The sequence below is a fragment of the uncultured Intestinimonas sp. genome (assembly GCF_944387725.1).
Lineage (GTDB): Bacteria > Bacillota > Clostridia > Oscillospirales > Oscillospiraceae > Intestinimonas.
Genome location: NZ_CALXGA010000041.1, coordinates 1 through 19,240, shown reverse-complemented (window position 1 = coordinate 19,240; position 19,240 = coordinate 1). Strand labels below are relative to the sequence as shown.

The window sequence follows — 19,240 nt, the reverse complement described above, 5'->3', positions numbered from 1 at the left end:
GCCCGAAACCTTTGGACGCGCCTGACGGCGCGGCTCGCTTGCGCTCGCGCGGCAGGCTGTCCTGACCGTGAACCCTGCTCCAAGGTGGTGATTTCCCCTTTGACCTTTGACGAAGGGAAAGATAAAGCCCACAGCCCAATCCCAAAAGCGCGGGCGGGCCCGCGCCTTTGGGGCCCCGGGGGGATTTGACATCCTCGGGGCAAATGAATTGCCCCTGCGGAAAGGTTTCGGGCCTTCGGCCCGAAACCTTTGGACGCGCCTGACGGCGCGGCTCGCTTGCGCTCGCGCGGCAGGCTGTCCTGACCGTGAACCCTGATCCAAGGTGGTGATTTCCCCTTTGACCTTTGACGAACTGAAAGATAAGGCCCACAGCCTGCCGCTGAAGCCGGGCGTCTACATCATGCAGGACGCCAAAAACGAGGTCATCTATGTGGGCAAGGCCAAGGCCCTGAAGAACCGGGTCTCCCAGTACTTCGCCGACCTGGCCTCCCATACCGAAAAGACCCGGGCCATGGTGAGCCAGATCGACCACTTCGACGTCATCATCGCCGACAGCGAGTTCGAAGCCCTGGTGCTGGAGTGCTCCCTCATCAAGCGCCACCAGCCCCGGTACAACATCCTCCTCAAGGACGACAAGGGCTACCCCTATATCCGCCTGACCGTGGGGGAGGCCTACCCCCGGTTCTCCCTGGCCAACCGGGCCGCCGAGGACGGGGCCCGGTACTTCGGCCCCTACGGCAGCCGCAGCGCCACCCAGGACATCATCGAGGCCATCCAGGCGGCCCTGCGCCTGCCCAAGTGCCGGAAGCAGTTCCCCCGGGACATCGGAAAGGAGCGGCCCTGCCTCTACTACCGCATGGGCCAGTGCGACGGCTACTGCCGGCGGGAGATGGACCAGAGCCGCTACCGGGAGAACATCCAACAGGCTGTCCGGCTGCTGGAGGGGAAGTATGAGGAGGTCTGCGCCGACCTCCAGGCCGAGATGGAGCTGGCGGCGGAGGAGCTGCGCTTCGAGCGGGCTGCCGAGCTCCGGGACCGCATCGCCGCCATGGAGCTTTTGGGCAAGCGGCAGAAGGTGGTGGCCGGAAGCCTCTCCGACACCGACGTGGTGGGCTTCCACCGGGGGGAGGCCAGGAGCTGCTTTGTGGTCCTCCACTATGTGGACGGGGACCTGGCGGCCAAGGACATGGACCTCCTGGAGACCCCGGTGGAGGAGGCCCAGGCGGACACCGTTTCCGCCCTGGTGAAGCAGTACTACGGGGGCCGGGGGGCCCTGCCCCGGCAGATTCTCCTGCCCTGCGAGCTGGAGGACGAGGTCCCCATCACCCGGATGCTCTCCGAGGCCTGCGGCCACCGGGTCTATCTGCTGACCCCCCAGCGGGGGGCCAAGATGGACCTCATCCGCCTGGCCAACAAGAACGCCGTGGAGGAGGTGGAGCGGGCCACCAGCCGGGAGGAGCGGCAGTCCAAGCTCATGGAGGCCCTGGGCCGGATGCTGGCCCTGCCCCAGCCCCCCAGGCGGATCGAGGCCTACGACATCTCCAACACCGGGGACGCCAATATCGTGGCCTCCATGACCGTTTTCGTGGACGGCCGGCCCCTGAAGCGGGACTACCGGCACTTTAAGCTCAGGGACATGGCCCACGCCGACGACTACGGCTCCATGGAGCAGGTCCTGACCCGGCGGTTCCGGCGCTACCTGGACGGGGACGAGAAATTCGGGGCCCTGCCCGACCTCCTCCTCATCGACGGCGGCGAGAACCACGCCCGGGTGGCGGTGCGGGTGCTGGAGGAGGCGGGGCTTTCCATCCCCGTCTTCGGCATGGTGAAGGACGACCGCCACCGCACCCGGGCCCTGGTGGACCCGGCGGGCCAGGAGATTGGCATCCAGCAGATTCCGGCGGTCTTCGCCCTGGTGGGCCGCATCCAGGAGGAGACCCACCGCTTTGCCATTGAGTTCCAGCGGCTCCAGCAGTCCAGAGGCGTCAGGGGCTCGGTGCTGGACCAGATCCCAGGGGTGGGGGAGAAGCGCCGGAACGAGCTGCTCCGGCACTTCAAAAGCGTGAAGAAAATCCGGGAAGCCTCCCTGGCGGCGCTGGAGGAGGCAGTCCCCAAGTCTGCGGCCCGAGCGGTGTACCAGTTCTTTCACCCCGCCCCGGAGCATCAGGAGGGAGAGACAAACCCATGAAACAACGACACGTCCTGCTCTGGACCCTGGCCCTCTGCCTGACCCTGTCCGCCTGCGGCGGGAAGGAGACCCAGGAGGCGCCGGCCGCGCCTGAGACCCTGGCCCAGGCGGTGCTCTCCAGCCAGTCCGGCGGCGGGGAGCTTGCCCCCCTCACCGGCGAGGCCCTGTCGGACCACCTCACCGCCCTCTGCGGCCTGGAGGAGTGGGAAGCTGCGGCGGTCTACTTGGGCGCCGGCATGGACGCCCGGGAGGTGACGGTGGTCCTCCTGGCCGGCGAGTTCGACGCGGAACAGGCGGCGGAGGACCTGGAGGACTACCGCCTGGACCGGCAGGGGGACTTCTTCGGCTACGCCCCGGAGGAGGCCGCCCTGCTGGAGGAGGCCGCCGTCCTCCAGAGCGGCCGGTACGCCGCCCTCCTGGTCTGCGAGGACCCGGAGGCGGCGGAGGCGGCTTTCGCCGCCTGCCTGGCGGGGGAGCCCGTCCCCGCGCCGTCCCTCCCAGCAGAGCCGCCGGTCCCAGCAGAGCCGCCGGTCCCGGCGGAATCCCCGGTCCCGGCGGAATCCCCGGTCCCGGCGGAATCCCCGGTCCCGGCGGAAACCCCGGTCCCGGCGGAAACCCCGGCCCCGCCGGAATCCCCGGCCCCGCCGGAATCCCCGATTCCGCCGGAATCTCCGGCCCCGGCGGAAACTCTGACCCCGCCGGAATCCCCGGACCTGGCGGAGGTCCCCGTCCTGGCCGAGACGCCGGTTCCCGCAGAGGAGCCCGCCGGGACGCCGGCGTCCCAGGAGGGGCTCAACCCCGGTCTGGACACCAGCGGCTTTGTCCCCTTCGACCCGCCCAACGAGTTTGAAATGGTGCGCTACGACACCACCGCCGTCCGCACAGCCTGGGAGACCGGAGACGAGAGCGGCCTCTCCAGCCGGGACGCGGCGATCCTAGCCCGGTGCCGGGAGGTGCTGGGGGAGATCCTGACAGAGGATATGACCGACTTCCAGAAGGAGCTGGCGGTCCACGACTGGATCGTGGAGAACGGGAGCTATGACCAGACAGTCTACAGCAACAGCGCCCATGTGGGCCGCACGGGCTACCGGGACCCCTATGGCATCCTGGTGGGGGGCTACGGCAACTGTCTGGGCTACGCCAACACCTTCCAGCTCCTGATGGAGCTGTGCGGCGTGGAGTGTATCACCGTGGTGGGGGCCGCCTTCCACTCCCGGGAGGACCACGCCTGGAACATGGTGCGGCTGGAGGGTGAGTGGTACTGCGTGGATGTGACCTGGGACGACCCCACCGGGGGCGGGGACAGCGCCGGCGTCCGCCACCGCTACTTCAACGTCACCAGCGACTGGATGCGTCAGACCGACCACCAGTGGGACTACCTGAACGTGCCGGAGGCCACCGCCACCCGCTTCCGCTGGAGCGGCAATGGGCCCCTTCCGGAATAATACGCCAAAAAGGAGCGTGAGCGCCATGCGCGTCATCACAGGGACGGCCCGGGGCCGGAGGCTCAAGGAGCTCTCCGGCCTGGAGACCCGGCCCACCACCGACAAGGTGAAGGAATCCCTCTTCAACATCATCCAGTTCGACATCGAGGGCCGGCAGGTGCTGGACCTCTTCGGCGGCACCGGCCAGCTGGGCATCGAGTGCCTGAGCCGGGGGGCGGCCCGCTGCACCTTCGTGGACCTTCGGAAGGAGGCCGCCGCCCTCATCCGGGAGAACGCGGCCCTGTGCGGCTTTCAGGACCGGGCCCGGGTGGTCCAGGGGGACTATCTGGCCTTCCTCACCGGCTGCCGGGAGCGGTTCGACCTGATTCTGATGGACCCGCCCTACGCCAGTGAAATGCTGGAAAAGGCCCTGACCGCTGCGGCGGGAATTGACATCTTGTCGGAAAATGGTATAATGGTCTGCGAAAGCGCCGTGGAAAAGGACCTGCCGGAGCTCCCGGAGCCCTATCGGAAGGGGCGGGAGTACCGCTACGGCAAGATCAAGCTCACGGTATATCACAGGGGCCTCTGAGGAACCCTGCGCGAGGAGAGTCCTGCCTATGAAGACCGCCATCTACCCTGGCAGCTTCGACCCCGTCACCCTGGGGCACCTGAACATCATCAAGCGGGCCGCCCGGTGCTTCGACAAGCTCATCGTCTGCGTGATGGTGAATTCCCAGAAAAACGGCCTGTTCACGCCGGCAGAGCGGGTGGAACTCATCCGCAAGGTGGTCTGCCAGATCCCCAACGTGGAGGTGGACGCCTCCGCCGTTCTGCTGGCCGAGTACGCCCGGCAGCGGCGGGCCCGGGTCATCGTCAAGGGGCTGCGGGCGGTGTCGGACTTTGAGAGCGAGGTCCAGATGTCGATGGTCAACCGCAAGCTCAACCCCAACGTGGACACCATGTTCCTCCCCTCCAATGAAAAGTACACCTACCTCAGCTCCACGGTGGTGAAGGAGATGGTCCGCTACGGGGTGGACCTGTCGGATTTCATCCCCCGGGAGATCATCGAGGATGTCAAGCGCAAGGCGGTTCAGAAGGAAAATGCGGAAGCGGACGGGAGGGAGAACTGATGGCGACCGGCGTGGAAGAACTGCTGGAGATGCTCTTTTCCATGATCGACGAGGCGAAGAGCGTCCCTCTGAGCAGTGAGAAGTGCATCATCGAGCGGGACAGGGCCCTGGACCTCCTGGACGACATCAAGGCCCAGTTCCCCATGGAGCTGGGGGAGGCCAAGAAGCTCCTGGCCGCCCGGGCGGACTATATCGCCTCAGCCAAGCGGGAGGCGGACCTCATCCGCAAGCAGGCCGAGGAGAAGGCCCGGCAGCTGCTGGCCGAGGACGAGCTTGCCGCCCAGGCCCGGCAGAAGGCCAACGAGATGCTGAAAGTGGCCGAGGAGCGCAGCCGGGAGCTGCGCCGGGCCGCCAACGAGTACTGTGAGGACACCCTCCGGCGCACCGAGGAGGCTGTCAGCGAGGCCTACGACGAGATCAAGCGCTCCCGGGCCCGCTTCCGGGCGGCGGTGTCCGGCGCACAGCCGGCCGCCGGAGCCGGGGGGGGGCAGCCCGGCCGCGCCGCCTACGACGCCGAGGCGGATAAGTGAAGCTGTGCCGGACAACCGGCGGGTCCGCAGGGCCCGCCGGTTCCGCCTGTCAGAGACCCCAGCCGCGATGCAGCCGCGGCTGGTTTTTTTTGGTATTTCCGCGCAAAGGAGGGGCCTGCGCACCGGTACGCCTGGCGGAAGGAGAAATGGATCATATTCCCCGGAGAATGTGCGGAAAAGATGATGGGAACATTTTGCGCCGCGCCGGAAAGCGTATTTTTTCCGTCAGGAGGAAGAAACTGGGCGGTCCTCCGGCCCCGCTTTCCACGGCCGTTTAGATGCTTTGTGGATAAAAATCCGACAAAATTTGACAAAGCTTTTGGTATTTCTGCGGAAAAAATGCGGAGGAAACCCTTGCTTTTTCCCGGCAAAGCGATTATACTGGAAACACCGGTGGAGGGAAATGGAGCAGAGTAGAGCGAAAAGGAGCCGGTGTGGAGGGAGGGGACGGCGTGGGCAGCGTCACGGGGACCTATGAGCACAGCGTTGACGCCAAGGGCCGTCTGTTCATCCCCGCCAAGCTCCGGGAGGAGCTGGGCGATACGTTTTATCTGGCCATGGGTGTGGACACCTGCCTGGCCGTCTATCCCCAGGAGAGCTGGGACCGCTTCACGGCGAAGTTTGCCTCCCTCCCCATCAGCAAATCCAAGGCCATGCGCTCCCTCTTTGCCAACGCGGTGAAATGCACGCCGGACAGCCAGGGGCGCATTGTCATCCCCCAGCGCCTGCGGGCCTACGCCGACCTGGGGAAGGACGTGGTCATCATCGGCGTCCACGACCGGGCGGAGATCTGGAGCGCGGAGCGCTGGAGCGCCGAGGAGGAGGAAATGACGCCGGAGAAAATGGCGGCGCTCATGGACTCCCTGGAGCTGTGACAGCAGGAGGCGCGGCATGGAATTGACCCACAGACCCGTGCTCCTCCGGGAGTGCCTGGAGGGGCTGGCCATCCGGCCGGAGGGGACCTACCTGGACGGGACCCTGGGCCGGGGGGGCCACGCCCGGGAGATCGCAGCCCGGCTCACCACCGGGCGGCTGCTGTGCATCGACCGGGACCAGGCGGCCCTGGACGCGGCCCGGGAGCGGCTGGCCGGCGTCTGGGACCGGGTGACCCTGATCCACGGAAATTTTGGAGATTTGGCCCAACTCCTGGACAGCCGGGGCCTCACCGGGCTGGACGGGATGCTGTTTGACCTGGGGGTCTCGTCCCCCCAGCTGGACGGCCGGGACCGGGGCTTCTCCTACCGGCTGGACGCCCCCCTGGACATGCGGATGGACCGCTCGGAAGCCCTCACCGCCTACGCCGTGGTGAACCAGTGGCCCCAGGAGGAGCTCAAACGGATTTTACGGCAGTACGGCGAGGAGCGGTACGCCCCCCAGATCGCCGCCGCCATCGTCAAAAGCCGGGCCCTTCGGCCCATCGGGACCACTCTGGAGCTGGTGGAGGTCATCAGGGGGGCCATGCCGGCCCGGGCCCTGCGGGAGAAGCAGCACCCCGCCAAGCGGAGCTTTCAGGCCATCCGCATCGCCGTCAACGACGAGCTGGGGGCGGTGGACCGGATGCTCCGGGCGGCGGCGCCCCGGCTGGCCCCGGGGGGACGGCTGTGCGTCATCTCCTTTCACTCCCTGGAGGACCGCCTGGTGAAAAACGGCCTGGCGGAGTTCACCCGGGGCTGCACCTGCCCGCCGGACTTCCCGGTGTGCGTCTGCGGAAAAAAGCCGGCGGTGAAGCTGGTCTCCCGCAAGCCCATTCTGCCTACGGAACAAGAGATTGCGGAAAACCCCCGCGCCCGCAGCGCCAAGCTGCGGGTGGCGGAGAAGCTGCCCTGAGTCCCCCGGCCCCGGAAGGGGACTCCAGCTTCTGAGCGGATGGAGCATGAAGAGAATGGAGGGAGCCGCATGGCGAGCGCTTCGGCCAGGAAGAAACGAAGATATGCCCAGACGCACGACGTCTATGGGAACCTGGCCTATGCGCCCAGGCCGGAGCGGGTTCCCCAGCGGGACGGCTCCGAGCTCCCCCGGCTGCGGCCCAAAAAACGGCCCAAAGAGCGCGCGCTGGTCCGGCCCAAGGTACGGGTCCGGGAGGCGGGACAGGTCTCCCTCTTCGCGGTGGCGGGCTTTTTGGCGGTGGGCGTCTTCGCGGTGCTGCTGACGCTGGGGAGCGTTCAGCTCACCATGGTCAGCAACGAGATGGTCTCCCTCCGGGAGGAGCTCTCCGCCCTCCAGACCGAGGAGGCCAAGCTGATGGCCGAATACGAGCTGGCCTATGACCTGGGCGCCATTGAGGAGAGGGTCACCGCCGACGGCAGCATGGTCAAGCCCCAGGCGGGCCAAATCTATACCCTGGACCTCTCCGAGGAGGACAGCGTGGTCCACTACGGCCAGGAGGAGACCGGCGAAACGGCGGGGGGAATCCTGGGGGCCCTGCGGGAGCTGGTGGACGGATGTCTGTCATATTTTTCCTGAGCACGCGCATAGATTTCTATGGAGCACACAGAGAACGACAGGGCGTAAGAAAAGCTGCTTTTCTTACGCCCTTCCCTATCACCCGCCCGGACGGGGTCCGGAGGCAAAAAGGAGAACGGCATGACCCAGAAAGCGCGCAAGACCAGCTCCAACGGCGGCGACAGCCGGCAGAACCGCATCATTCTGGGGCGGACCATCTGCCTGATGGTCCTCTTCGGCGTGGCGGCCTTTATCCCCCTGCTGGGGCGGCTCTGGCAGATTCAGATTGTGGACGGGGAGTGGTATCAGGAGCTGGCCATTGAGCAGCAGACCCAGGATATGCTGGTGACCGCCCCCCGGGGGACCATTTACGACACCCAGGGCAACCTGATGGCCGTGTCCATCTCGGTGCAGAACGTGGTGATCTCCCCCCGGGACATCACCGCCGCCGCCGAGACCAAGCGGGAGTCCGGGGAGAGGAAGCGGACCGCCGGGGAGACCCCCACCGCCGCCGAGGCCGCCGCCCTCAACGGCGCGTATGAGGAATTCATCGCCGAGCACCTGGCGGAGATTCTGGACATGGAGGCGGAGGACATCCTGGACCGGATCGAACGCAACGCCAACTACCAGTATGTGGTCCTGAAATGGCGGGTGGACGACGAGATCTCGGACGCCGTCCGGGCCTTCCAGGAGGAATACAGCCTCTACCCGGGGGTCTACCTCTCGCCGGACACCAAGCGGGTCTACCCCTACGGCTCCCTGGCGGCCCAGGTCATCGGGTGGGTCAACACCAACACCAACATGGGGGCCTTCGGCGCGGAGGCCAAGTATGAGAACCTGCTGGCCGGGAGCCCCGGCCGGGTGGTCACCGCCCGGAACGCCCGGGGCCAGGAGATGCTCTCCAGCTACGAGAGCTACATCGACGGGGAGCCGGGGCTGAACCTCCAGCTCACCATCGACGCCACCATCCAGAGCTACTGCGAGAAGACCCTGGCCGAGGGCATCAGCTCCTATGAGGCCCGGAAGGGGGGCTTCTGCATCGTCATGGAGCCCGACACCGGGGCCATCCTGGCCATGGCCTCCTCCCCCAACTACGATCTCAACAACCCCCGGACGGTCAGCGACCCCGTCCTGGCGGACTACCTGGAGCAGGTCCAGGCCGACCCGGCCGGCAGTGAGGACGCCTATCTCCAGGCCCTGGAAGCCGCCCAGTACCAGCAGTGGACCAACCGGACCATCACCGACACCTATGAGCCAGGCTCCACCTTTAAGATCATGGTTCTGGCCGCCGCCCTGGAGGAGGGTGTGGTCAATGACAGCTCCACCTTCTACTGCCCGGGCTACAAGGAGGTGGCCGACCGGCGGATTAACTGCTCCAACCGCGCAGGACACGGCGCGCAGACCCTGGCCAAGGCGGTGGCCAACTCCTGCAACCCGGCCTTCATCGAGATCGGCCAGGCGCTGGGGGCGGAAAGGTTTTACCAATACCTGGAGGATTTCGGCATCATCGGCAAGACCGGCATCGACCTCCAGGGGGAGACCGACAACACCAACCTGGTCTGGACGGAGGAATACTTTACCGGCATCTACGGCGAGGTATCCCTGGCCACCGCATCCTTCGGGCAGACCTTCCGGCTCACCCCCCTCCAGCTCATCACCGCCGCCAGCGCCGCCGTCAACGGCGGGCACCTGATGCAGCCCTATGTGGTCCAGGCGTTCACCGGCCAGGACGGCAATGTGGTGGAGCAGACCACCCCCACCGAGCTCCGGCAGGTCATCAGCGAGAGCACCTCCCAGCGGGTGCGGGAAATCCTCTTCGAGGTGGTGGACACCGGCACCGGCAAGAACGCCCGGGTGGAGGGCTACCGCATCGGCGGCAAGACCGGCACCTCGGAAAAGCGGGACGAGGACACCGGCGACCTCATCGTCTCCTTCCTGGGGGTGGCCCCCGCCGACGACCCCCAGATTGTCGTCCTCCTGGCCTTTGACAGCCCCACCCCGGTGACGCCGGGGAGCAATTACACCTCCCGGGGCTTCTTCATCAGCGGCGGCGCCATGGCCGCCCTCTCCGCCGGCCCCCTGGTGGCCGAGATTCTCGACTACCTGGGGGTGGAAAAGGTCTACAGCGACGCGTCCTACGCCGATGTGGTGATGCCCCAGACTGTGGGCCTGAGCCTGGCCGACGCCCAGGCCCTGCTCCAGACCAAGGGCCTGAGCTGCCGGGTGGTGGGGGAGGGCGCCGTGGTGACCGACCAGCTTCCCTCCCAGGGGGCGTCCATCCCCGGCGGCAGCCAGGCGGTCCTCTACCTGGGGGAGGAGAAGCCCGCCGAACAGGTGGAGGTCCCCGCCCTCACCCGCATGACCCTCAGCGCTGCGGAGCAGGCCCTGGCGGAGCGGAACCTCTATCTCCGGCCCTCGGGGGCCACCTCCTACTCGGACACCACCATCTCGGTGAGCCAGTCCACTGACCCTGGGACGCTGGTGGACCCGGGAACCGTGGTGGAGGTCCAGTTTATGGATACCTCCATTCAGGACTACGCGGAAAACGGCAACATCGCATCCATTCGTTAAATCGGAGGCGGGGAGGGGCGGGCCCCTCCCGCTCCGTCATCGGGGGTGAACCATGCGGTTAGACCAACTGCTCCAGGGCGTGGCCCTGACCCGGCGGGATCTGGACGGGGACGCGGAGATCACCGGCCTGAGCTATGACAGCCGGACCCTGTCGCCCGGCGGCCTCTTCGCGGCCCTGCCCGGCTACAAGACGGATGGGCAGAGGTTCATTCAGGAGGCCCTGGACAAGGGGGCGGCGGCGGTGCTGTGCCGGGAGGCCCCGGAGGAACCGGGCCCCTGGCTGGTGGCGGCCGACCCCCGGGAGGCCCTGGCGGGCATGGCCGCCAACTGGTACGGCCGCCCGGCGGAGGCCCTCACCTGCGTGGCCGTCACCGGCACCAACGGGAAGACCACCACCACCTACCTCCTCAAGGCGGTGCTGGAGGGGGCCCTGGGGGCCAAGGTGGGCCTCATCGGCACCAACCAGAACCTCATCGGAAGCCGGGCCCTGCCGGCCCGGCGCACCACCCCGGAGCCGGTGGAGCTCCAGGCCCTGCTGCGGGAGATGGTTGACGCCGGCTGCACCCATGTGGTGATGGAGGCGTCCTCCATCGCCCTGGTCCTCCGCCGGACGGCGGGCATCCGCTTTGCCGCCGGCATCTTCACCAACCTCACCGAGGACCACCTGGACTTCCACGGCGCCATGGAGGCCTACCGGGCGGCCAAGGGCCTGCTGTTCCAGCAGACCGATTTGGCCGTCCTCAACCTGGACGACGAGGCCGGCCGGTATTACGCCGCAACCGTCCCCTGCCCCGTCTTCACCTACTCCGAGCGGAAGGACGAGGCCGATCTGGTGGCCAAAAACATCCGCCTCTTTCCCAGCCATGTGGAGTTTGAGGCGGTGGCCCGGGGGCTCATCGGCCGGATTTTTCTGCCCATCCCCGGGGGCTTTTCCATCTATAACGCCCTGGGGGTCATCGCCTGCGCCCTGAACCTGGGGGCGGAGCTGCCGGCCATCTCCGCCGCCCTCCGCTCCGCCCAGGGGGTCAAGGGCCGGGTGGAGGTGGTCCCCGTCCCGGCGGCCTATACCGTCCTCATTGACTACGCCCACACCCCAGACGCCCTGGAGAACATCCTCACCACCGTCCGGGACCTCACCCAGCGGCGGGTCATCTGCCTCTTCGGCTGCGGCGGAGACCGGGACCGGAGCAAGCGCCCCCTGATGGGGGCCATCGCCGCCGACCTGGCCGACCTGGTGATCGTCACCTCGGATAACCCCCGCACCGAGGACCCCAAGGCCATCCTCCGGGAGATCCTGGCGGGGATGGAGGGGACCCGTACCCCGGTGCTGGTGGAGCCGGACCGGACCGCCGCCATCCGCCTGGCCCTCTCCCAGGCCCAGCCCGGGGACCTGGTGCTCCTGGCGGGGAAGGGCCACGAGACTTACCAGGAGGTGGGGGGTGTGCGCCTGCCGCTGGACGAGCGGGAGGTGGTCGCCAGCTGCTTTGCCGGCCGGAAGCACGCCTGAGGGGTGAAATTCTCCGTTTTTTTCCTTTCCCTCTGTCCGGCAATATGATATAATCCCCCGTTGGGTCCGCCTGTCCGTGACGCGGGCGCCCGATTCAGGAGGTTGAAAAGATGAGAATTGTGATCGCCGCCCTCGTTTCCCTTGTCCTCTCGGCCCTGGCCGGGAGGCTGCTCATCCCCGTCCTGCGCCGGATGAAGGCCGGGCAGTCCATTAAGGAGGACGGCCCCACCTGGCACATGTCCAAGCAGGGCACCCCCACCATGGGAGGCTTGATGTTCATTTTCGGCATCCTGGCCACCCTGGTGCTCATCGGCGCCCCGGACCTGCTGGCGGGGGACTACCGGGCCGTCTTTGTCTTCCTCTTCGCCCTGGTCTTTGGGGTCATCGGGTATCTGGACGACTACGAGAAGGTGAAAAAGCGGGAGAATACCGGCCTCACCGCCGGGCCCAAGTTTCTGCTCCAGCTGGCCGCCGCCATTGCCTTTACCACCCTGCTGCGGTACTTCGGCTACCTGACCCCCCACCTCTATCTGCCCTTCCTCCAGATGACCATCGAGCTGCCCTGGGCGGTCTATATGGTCTTCGCCGCCTTCGTCATGGTGGGGACGGTGAACGCCGTCAACATCACCGACGGGGTGGACGGACTCTCCTCCAGCGTCACCCTGCCGGTGGCCGCCTTCTTCGCCCTGACCGCCTGGAGCTGGCAGGTCCTGAGCCTGGGCATCTTCGCCGGAGCCCTCTTTGGGGGGCTGTGCGCCTTCCTCCTCTACAACCATTACCCCGCCAAGGTCTTCATGGGGGACACCGGCTCCCTCTTCCTGGGGGGCGCGGTGTGCGGGCTGGCCTTCGCCTTCGATATGCCTCTGGTGCTGATTCTGGTGGGGTTTGTCTACATTGCGGAAACGATGTCTGATATTATACAAGTCGTATACTTCAAAGCCACCCACGGCAAGCGGATTTTCAAGATGGCCCCCCTCCACCACCACTTTGAGATGTGCGGCTGGAGCGAGAAAAAGGTGGTGGCCGTCTTCGCCCTGGTCTCGCTGCTCTTCTGCGCCCTGGCCTATGCCGGCGTTCTGGGGCGGTACGGCGTGGGGATGACGCATCTCGCCGGGTGACCCCGGCAGGCCGCCTGGAAAGGAGGAGCCATGGCCCGAAAACACAAGCGCGATCTCACCATGGGGGAACAACTGGCCCGGGGGCCCTTGGACCTGCCCTTCCTGATGCTGGTGGTGCTCCTCACCGGCGTCGGCGTCATCATGATGTTCTCGGCGTCCTATGTGGACGCCCTATACGAACTGGATAATCCCACCTACTATTTTATGCGCCAGGGGGCCTTTGCCGTGCTGGGGCTGGCGGTCATGTACGCCGTCTCCCGGGTGAACTACCAGCACCTGCGGTGGATGTCGGTGCTGGTGCTGGGGGCGTCCATCTTCCTGCTGGTGCTGGTGAAGGTCCCCGGCATCGGCTCCAGCGGCGGCGGCGCCGACCGCTGGATTCGGGCCATCGGACCCCTGCCCCGGTGGCAGCCCTCCGAGGCCGCCAAGCTGGGCATCATCCTCTACTTCTCCGCCCGGCTCTCCAAGCGGGGGACGGAGAAAAAGCGGACCTTTGACCGGCGCAGGCTCTCCGGCTGCTTTCTGGAGTGGCTGGACAACGTGGGCTTTCTGGAGCTGGTGCCCTACGGCGCCATTCTGGCGGTGATCTCCGGGCTGCTGCTGTGGGAGCCCCACCTGTCGGCCACCATCCTCATGCTGGCCATCGGGGCCTCCATCCTCTTTGCCGCCGGCATCAAGCTGGGCTGGTTCGCCGGGGGCGGGATTCTCATGGCGCTGCTTTTGGGGTTTGTAGCCTCCTCCAGCGGCTATATGTCCGAGCGCATCGCCATCTGGCAGGACCCCTGGTCCGACCCCCAGGACGCCGGCTTCCAGATCGTCCAGTCCCTCTATGCCATCGGCTCCGGGCGGCTGCTGGGGGTGGGCCTGGGGAACTCCCGGCAGAAGAACCTCTTCCTGCCGGAGCTCCAGAACGACTACGTCTTCCCCATTGTCTGCGAGGAGCTGGGCTTCATCGGGGCGGCCATGATCCTGCTCCTCTTCGCCCTGCTCATCCTCCGGGGCTACTGGCTGGCCATCCACGCCCGGGACCGCTTCGGGGCCCTCCTCATCGTGGGAGTCACCACCCAGGTGGCGGTCCAGGTCTTCCTGAACATCGGCGTGGTCACCAACCTCCTGCCCCCCACGGGCATCTCCCTGCCCTTCTTCAGCTATGGCGGCACCGCCCTCATCATCCAGCTGGTGGAGATGGGCGTGGTGCTGGGGGTATCCCGACAGATCCCGGCCCCCAGGGCCGGATAGAGAAGGTGTTCGCTTGAAGCTGCTCTTCACCTGCGGCGGGACCGCGGGACACATCAATCCGGCCATCGCCCTGGCCAGGCTCTTCCAGTCCCGGCGCCAGGACTGTCAGGTCCTCTTCGCCGGAGCCGACAACGGCATGGAGCGCACCCTGGTGCCCCATGAGGGCTACGAGCTGCGGACCGTCCACGTCAACACCCTCCACCGGGCCTGGCGGTGGAAGGACATCAAGCACAACGTCATGACGGTGCTGACCCTCCCCCAGGCCCGGCGGCAGGCCCGGGCCATCCTGAAGGACTTCCAGCCGGACCTGGTGGTGGGCACCGGGGGCTACGCCTCCTACCCCGTGGTGAAGGAGGCCGCCCGCCGGGGCATCCCCACCGCCATTCACGAGTCCAACGCCGTTCCCGGCCTCACCACCAGGCTCCTGGCCAAGGTGGCGGACCGGGTGATGGTGGGCTTCGAGGACTCCCGGAGCTACTATCCCCACCCGGACCGGGTGGTGGTCACCGGCACCCCGGTGCGCCGGGATTTCTTCGACCACACCCGGAAGGAGGCCCGGCGGGCCCTGGGCTTTGCCGACGGCCGGCCGGCGGTGCTCTCCTACTGGGGGAGCCTGGGGGCCGACGTCATGAACCGCTACATGGCCGACTTTCTCCAGGCCGAGGCGGAGGAGGGGCGCCCCTTCCACCACATCCACGGGGCGGGGCGGAACTACGCCTGGCTCACCGGGGAGCTCAAGGGCCGGGGGGTGGACCTGGGGGAGGGGGTGGAGGTCCGGGAGTATATCTACGACATGCCCCTGGTGATGGACGCCGCCGACCTGGTGATCTGCCGGGCGGGGGCCTCCACCATCTCGGAGCTCACAGCCATCGCCAAGCCCTGTATCCTGGTGCCCTCTCCCAACGTCACCGACAACCACCAGGAGAAAAACGCCCGGGTGCTGGAGCGCCACGGCGCGGCGGTGGTCCTCCTGGAGCCCGAGTGCGACGGCAGAATCCTCTACAACCAGGCGAAGGTCCTCCTCTCCGACCGGGCGCGGCTGGCCCAGATGTCCCGGGCCCTCTCCGCCCTCTCGGTCACCGACGCCGCTGAGGAGATCTATCAGACCCTGACCGCCCTGCTGCGGTAGACTGTCACCCGCCGCCCCCTCCGCATAGGATGGCGTGAAACCATGACACGCGGAGGGTGGACGGAAAAATGAGTGCGTATATCATCCAAGGCGGCAGGCCCCTGTATGGGACGGCCAGGGTCCACGGGGCCAAGAACAGTGTGCTGCCCATCCTGGCGGCCACGGTCCTCTGCCGGGGGACCAGCGTGATACATAACTGCCCGGACCTCTCGGACGTCCGGGCCTCCATGGCGATTCTGGAGCACCTGGGCTGTCAGGTGGATCGGTCCGGGGACACCATCACGGTGGACGCCTCGGTGGTCACCGGCAACGACGTGCCCGACCGGCTCATGCGGGAGATGCGCTCCTCGGTGATCTTCCTGGGGGCCATTCTGGCCCGGACCGGCTCGGCGGAGCTGAGCATGCCCGGGGGCTGTGAGCTGGGGCCCCGGCCCATCGACCTCCACCTCTCGGCCATCCGGGCCCTGGGGGCGGAGATCCGGGAGGAGGGGGGCGCCCTCCACTGCGCCATCCCCGGCGGGCGGCTCCAGGGCTGTGAGTACGCCCTGTCCCTCCCCAGCGTGGGAGCCACCGAGAACGCCATGCTCTGCGCCTGCGGGGCGGAGGGCACCACCGTCATCACCAACGCCGCCCGGGAGCCGGAGATCGTGGACCTCCAGACCTTCCTCCGGGCCGCCGGGGCGGAGGTCCAGGGGGCGGGGACCTCGGTGGTCACCGTCCGGGGCGTGGGGGGACTCCACGGCGGGGAGCACACCGTCCTGCCCGACCGCATTGTGGCGGCCACCCTCCTCAGCGCCGCGGCCTCCGCCGGCGGGGAGGTGGAGCTGCTGGACACCGACTACCGCCAGCTCTCCACCGTCACGGCGGTGCTGGCCGAGGCGGGCTGCCGGGTGCGCAGCGGCCCCGGCCGGGTGACCCTCCGCCGGGACCAGCCCCTGAAGGGGGTCCGGCCCATCCGTACCGCCCCCTATCCGGGCTTTCCCACCGACGCCCAGCCCCCCATCATGGCCGCCCTGGCCAAGGGGACGGGGACCACCGTCCTTGTGGAGAACATGTTCGAGAGCCGCTACCGCCATGTGGATGAACTCTGCCGCATGGGGGCCGACATCCGGGTGGAGGGCCGGGTGGCGGTGGTCTGCGGCGTGGAGCGGCTCCACGGGGCCAGCCTGCGCTCGGCCGACCTGCGGGGCGGGGCCGCCCTGGTGGTGGCCGCCCTGGGGGCGGAGGGCTCCAGCGAGATCACGGGCCTGGCCCACATCGACCGGGGGTACTTCGGCCTGGAGGACACTCTGCGGAGCCTGGGGGCAGAGATTTCCCGAACAGGAGAGCCATGACAGAACTTGTAAGGATTTCTTAACGATTTTTCTGCTTCCGTGTGGTAAAATGAACGGGCTGTGAAAGAAATACACAAATCTGGAGGCAGAGCCATGGCATCCAGGCGCTCCAACAAGAGAAAACGGCGCAGGCGGGGACGCTTTGGCTTCCTCTATAAGCTCCTATCCCTGGCCATCATCCTGGTGGTGGTGGCCGCGGGCTGTGTGGTCTTCTTCCGGGTAGAGGAGATCACGGTGGAGGGGGAGGGGCGGTACACCGCCCAGGAGATCATCGACGCCTCCGGCGTGGAGCTGGGAGATAATCTCTTCCTGGTCAACCGGGCCGGAACGGCCCAGCGCATCTACACCGCCCTTTCCTATGTGGACAATGTGAGCATCCGCCCCGCCCTGCCGGACGGCCTGGTGATCCGCATCACCGAGCGGAGCCCGGCCGCCGTGGTCCAGGGCGGGGAGGGCTGGTGGATCATCGACAAAAAGGGCATGATCCTGGAACAGGCGCCCTCCGGGACGGTGGAGGGGCTGGCCCGGGTCACGGGGCTCACCGTTCTGCTCCCCGCCGTGGGGACCCGGGTTACGGTGGAGGACGCCGACGCCCTCCGGCTGGAGAGCCTGCTCGCCCTCCTTCAGGCCATCGAGACCTGGGACATGGCGGCCCAGGTGTCGGAGGTGGACCTGACCGCCGCCGCCGACCTCCTGATGACCTATGACGGACGCTTCACCGTCCGCATCCCTATGAACGCCGATTTTAACTGGAAGCTCCGAACTTTGGACGGGGTGATGCGGGAGCTCCAGCCCAATGAGAGCGGCACCATCGACCTCACCCGGGAGGATGAGGTCCGGGTCATCCCGAATTATGGGTGAATCCGGCGGGGAAAGTTTTTTGAAACAGGTCAACATGCCCAACCGGCGGGACCTTTGACCCCTGGGCGGCGCAATTTTTCCTTGAAATCCGCCAGGATTCCCGCGTCAAAATCCCTGGCCGGCGGCCCAAAATCCCTGGCCGCTGGGCACATCGCCGATTTTCAAGCAAGCACTATTGACCCGGCCTGAAAAGCGCGATATAATATAATATATTATATTGCTATATATTTTTACAGCGCCACAAGCGATAACTGTTTACATAGGAGGAACAGGCATGGCATTCGGATTGGATACTGGGCCGGACAGCGTCGTTACCATTAAGGTCATCGGCGTGGGCGGCGGCGGCAGCAACGTGGTCAACCGCATGGTGCGCTCCGGCGTACAGGGTGTGGATTTTATTGCCGTGAACACGGACAAGCAGGCGCTTTCCATCTCCAGCGCCACCTATAAGATTCAGATCGGGGAGAAGCTCACCGGGGGTCAGGGCGCGGGCTCCAACCCGGAGGTGGGCCGGAAGTCGGCGGAGGAGAGCCGGAGCCAGATCGCCAAGGCCCTGGAGGACGCCAACATGGTCTTCATCACCGCCGGCATGGGGGGCGGCACCGGCACCGGCGCGGCCCCCATCGTGGCCGACATCGCCAAGGAGGCGGGGCTGCTCACCGTGGGCGTGGTCACCAAGCCCTTCGGCTTTGAGGGCCGCCGCCGGATGCTCCAGGCCGAGGCCGGCATCGAGGAGCTGCGGAGCAAGGTGGACTCCCTGGTAATTATCCCCAACGAGCGGCTGAAGTTCGCCACCGACCAGAAGATCACCTTCCAGAACGCCTTTGAGATTGCCGACGACGTGCTGCGCCAGGCGGTGCAGTCCATCTCGGACCTCATCAAGAAGCCGGGCATCATCAACCTGGACTTCGCCGACGTCACCGCCGTCATGAAGGACGCGGGCATGGCACACATGGGCGTGGGCCGGGCCGCCGGCAAGAACAAGGCCGAGGAGGCCGCCAAGATGGCCATTGCCAGTCCCCTGCTGGAGACCAGCATCAACGGCGCCCACGGCGTCCTCATCAACGTCACCGGCTCGATGGACATCGACCTGGAGGACGTGGAGACCGCCGCCAATCTGGTGCAGCAGGCCGCCCACCCGGACGCCCTCATCATCTTCGGCGCCGCCTTCGACGAGGACATGGAGGATGAAATCCGGGTCACCGTCATCTCCACAGGCTTTGAGGAGGAGCCGGGGGGAATGCCCAGCAATCCCTTCTCTGCGGGCAAGGAGGCCAGCAAGACCGGCAGCGCCCAGCAGCAGCCGGCCTCCAGCGAGCGCCCGGCCCTGTCGCCCCTTTCCGAGGATTCGGAGGACCCCTTTGCGGATATTATCAAGCTTTTTAACAAGGATCGGTGATGAAACATGACTGCCTACCGAAACATGATGGAGATCTTCATGGAGCAGCTCTTTGACGACAGAAAGGACCAGATTGACTGCTGTACCTGCCCGGAGTGCCGCAGCGACATCATCGCTCTGGCCCTGAACCAGCTCCCGCCCCGCTATGTCTGCACCCACAAGGGGGAGCTGCTCTCCAAGGTGGAGCAGCTGGCGAAACAGAACAGAGCCGACGCCCTGACGGCACTGACCCAGGCCGCAGAGAGGGTGAAGGAGTTTCCCCGGCACTAGGGCTTATTTGAAACATGTCAACATGCCCAACCGGCGGGTCTTTTGCCCCCTGGACGGCGCAATTTTTCCTTGCAATCCGCCAGGATTCCTGGGTC

Annotated in this window: 17 protein-coding genes; all 17 read left to right on the top strand. The window is 66.7% G+C overall.

The annotated features are described in order from the left end of the window. Positions 1–337: 337 nt before the first annotated feature. The 17 genes from uvrC (at position 338) to Q0K09_RS07000 (ending at position 19,145) form a co-directional block, all read left to right on the top strand. On the top strand, positions 338–2,188 hold the full coding sequence (gene uvrC, locus Q0K09_RS07080; protein ID WP_294474714.1) for an excinuclease ABC subunit UvrC: 1,851 nt from the start codon (positions 338–340) through the stop codon (positions 2,186–2,188). Then, a complete protein-coding gene (locus Q0K09_RS07075) occupies positions 2,185–3,633 on the top strand; it encodes a transglutaminase domain-containing protein (protein ID WP_294474711.1) in 1,449 nt (482 codons plus the stop codon). Before uvrC ends, Q0K09_RS07075 begins: the two co-directional genes overlap by 4 nt. After that, the gene (gene rsmD, locus Q0K09_RS07070; RefSeq protein ID WP_294474709.1) at positions 3,614–4,204 is read left to right on the top strand and encodes a 16S rRNA (guanine(966)-N(2))-methyltransferase RsmD; all 591 of its coding nucleotides are present in this window, start codon (positions 3,614–3,616) and stop codon (positions 4,202–4,204) included. The genes Q0K09_RS07075 and rsmD overlap by 20 nt, the downstream gene beginning before the upstream one ends. Positions 4,205–4,232: 28 nt before the next feature. Then, the gene (coaD, locus tag Q0K09_RS07065) at positions 4,233–4,745 is read left to right on the top strand and encodes a pantetheine-phosphate adenylyltransferase (protein ID WP_294474708.1); all 513 of its coding nucleotides are present in this window, start codon (positions 4,233–4,235) and stop codon (positions 4,743–4,745) included. Beyond that, positions 4,745–5,275: a hypothetical protein gene (locus Q0K09_RS07060; protein ID WP_294474706.1), complete on the top strand. Its 531-nt coding sequence runs from the start codon at positions 4,745–4,747 to the stop codon at positions 5,273–5,275. Before coaD ends, Q0K09_RS07060 begins: the two co-directional genes overlap by 1 nt. A gap of 452 nt (positions 5,276–5,727) precedes the next feature. Then, positions 5,728–6,150, top strand: coding sequence for a division/cell wall cluster transcriptional repressor MraZ (gene mraZ / locus Q0K09_RS07055; protein WP_294474705.1), 423 nt, complete (start codon positions 5,728–5,730; stop codon positions 6,148–6,150). 16 nt (positions 6,151–6,166) lie between these two features. Further along, entirely contained in the window at positions 6,167–7,102 is a 936-nt protein-coding gene (rsmH, locus tag Q0K09_RS07050) for a 16S rRNA (cytosine(1402)-N(4))-methyltransferase RsmH (RefSeq protein ID WP_294474703.1), read from the top strand. A gap of 69 nt (positions 7,103–7,171) precedes the next feature. Then, positions 7,172–7,738, top strand: a complete 567-nt coding sequence (locus Q0K09_RS07045) for a hypothetical protein (protein ID WP_294474701.1) — start codon at positions 7,172–7,174, stop codon at positions 7,736–7,738. Positions 7,739–7,858: 120 nt separating this feature from the next. After that, positions 7,859–10,288, top strand: coding sequence for a penicillin-binding transpeptidase domain-containing protein (locus Q0K09_RS07040; RefSeq protein ID WP_294474698.1), 2,430 nt, complete (start codon positions 7,859–7,861; stop codon positions 10,286–10,288). A 52-nt stretch (positions 10,289–10,340) separates the two neighbouring features. Then, positions 10,341–11,795 carry a UDP-N-acetylmuramoyl-L-alanyl-D-glutamate--2,6-diaminopimelate ligase gene (locus Q0K09_RS07035; RefSeq protein WP_294474696.1) on the top strand — a complete coding sequence of 485 codons (1,455 nt, stop codon included), beginning with the start codon at positions 10,341–10,343 and terminating at the stop codon, positions 11,793–11,795. 110 nt (positions 11,796–11,905) lie between these two features. Then, a complete protein-coding gene (gene mraY / locus Q0K09_RS07030; protein ID WP_294474694.1) occupies positions 11,906–12,913 on the top strand; it encodes a phospho-N-acetylmuramoyl-pentapeptide-transferase in 1,008 nt (335 codons plus the stop codon). 30 nt (positions 12,914–12,943) lie between these two features. Beyond that, on the top strand, positions 12,944–14,152 hold the full coding sequence (gene ftsW / locus Q0K09_RS07025; RefSeq protein ID WP_294474690.1) for a putative lipid II flippase FtsW: 1,209 nt from the start codon (positions 12,944–12,946) through the stop codon (positions 14,150–14,152). Positions 14,153–14,165: 13 nt separating this feature from the next. Next, entirely contained in the window at positions 14,166–15,281 is a 1,116-nt protein-coding gene (gene murG / locus Q0K09_RS07020) for an undecaprenyldiphospho-muramoylpentapeptide beta-N-acetylglucosaminyltransferase (protein ID WP_294474688.1), read from the top strand. Positions 15,282–15,349: 68 nt separating this feature from the next. Next, positions 15,350–16,615 carry a UDP-N-acetylglucosamine 1-carboxyvinyltransferase gene (murA, locus tag Q0K09_RS07015; protein WP_294474686.1) on the top strand — a complete coding sequence of 422 codons (1,266 nt, stop codon included), beginning with the start codon at positions 15,350–15,352 and terminating at the stop codon, positions 16,613–16,615. A 93-nt stretch (positions 16,616–16,708) separates the two neighbouring features. Continuing rightward, positions 16,709–17,476 (top strand): FtsQ-type POTRA domain-containing protein, encoded by a 768-nt coding sequence (locus tag Q0K09_RS07010; protein ID WP_294474683.1) that lies wholly within the window; start codon positions 16,709–16,711, stop codon positions 17,474–17,476. A gap of 274 nt (positions 17,477–17,750) precedes the next feature. Then, positions 17,751–18,875, top strand: a complete 1,125-nt coding sequence (gene ftsZ, locus Q0K09_RS07005) for a cell division protein FtsZ (protein ID WP_294474680.1) — start codon at positions 17,751–17,753, stop codon at positions 18,873–18,875. Positions 18,876–18,881: 6 nt separating this feature from the next. Continuing rightward, the gene (locus Q0K09_RS07000) at positions 18,882–19,145 is read left to right on the top strand and encodes a late competence development ComFB family protein (protein ID WP_294474678.1); all 264 of its coding nucleotides are present in this window, start codon (positions 18,882–18,884) and stop codon (positions 19,143–19,145) included. Positions 19,146–19,240: the final 95 nt, after the last annotated feature.

What these genes read in the sequence shown, in the direction of transcription:
- Q0K09_RS07075 (WP_294474711.1), top strand. Translation starts at nt 2,185, where the DNA reads ATGAAACAACGACACGTCCTGCTCTGGACCCTGGCCCTCTGCCTGACC.
- rsmD (WP_294474709.1), top strand. Translation starts at nt 3,614, where the DNA reads ATGGGCCCCTTCCGGAATAATACGCCAAAAAGGAGCGTGAGCGCCATG.
- coaD (WP_294474708.1), top strand. Translation starts at nt 4,233, where the DNA reads ATGAAGACCGCCATCTACCCTGGCAGCTTCGACCCCGTCACCCTGGGG.
- Q0K09_RS07060 (WP_294474706.1), top strand. Translation starts at nt 4,745, where the DNA reads ATGGCGACCGGCGTGGAAGAACTGCTGGAGATGCTCTTTTCCATGATC.
- rsmH (WP_294474703.1), top strand. Translation starts at nt 6,167, where the DNA reads ATGGAATTGACCCACAGACCCGTGCTCCTCCGGGAGTGCCTGGAGGGG.
- Q0K09_RS07045 (WP_294474701.1), top strand. Translation starts at nt 7,172, where the DNA reads ATGGCGAGCGCTTCGGCCAGGAAGAAACGAAGATATGCCCAGACGCAC.
- Q0K09_RS07040 (WP_294474698.1), top strand. Translation starts at nt 7,859, where the DNA reads ATGACCCAGAAAGCGCGCAAGACCAGCTCCAACGGCGGCGACAGCCGG.
- Q0K09_RS07035 (WP_294474696.1), top strand. Translation starts at nt 10,341, where the DNA reads ATGCGGTTAGACCAACTGCTCCAGGGCGTGGCCCTGACCCGGCGGGAT.
- mraY (WP_294474694.1), top strand. Translation starts at nt 11,906, where the DNA reads ATGAGAATTGTGATCGCCGCCCTCGTTTCCCTTGTCCTCTCGGCCCTG.
- ftsW (WP_294474690.1), top strand. Translation starts at nt 12,944, where the DNA reads ATGGCCCGAAAACACAAGCGCGATCTCACCATGGGGGAACAACTGGCC.
- murA (WP_294474686.1), top strand. Translation starts at nt 15,350, where the DNA reads ATGAGTGCGTATATCATCCAAGGCGGCAGGCCCCTGTATGGGACGGCC.
- Q0K09_RS07010 (WP_294474683.1), top strand. Translation starts at nt 16,709, where the DNA reads ATGGCATCCAGGCGCTCCAACAAGAGAAAACGGCGCAGGCGGGGACGC.
- ftsZ (WP_294474680.1), top strand. Translation starts at nt 17,751, where the DNA reads ATGGCATTCGGATTGGATACTGGGCCGGACAGCGTCGTTACCATTAAG.
- Q0K09_RS07000 (WP_294474678.1), top strand. Translation starts at nt 18,882, where the DNA reads ATGACTGCCTACCGAAACATGATGGAGATCTTCATGGAGCAGCTCTTT.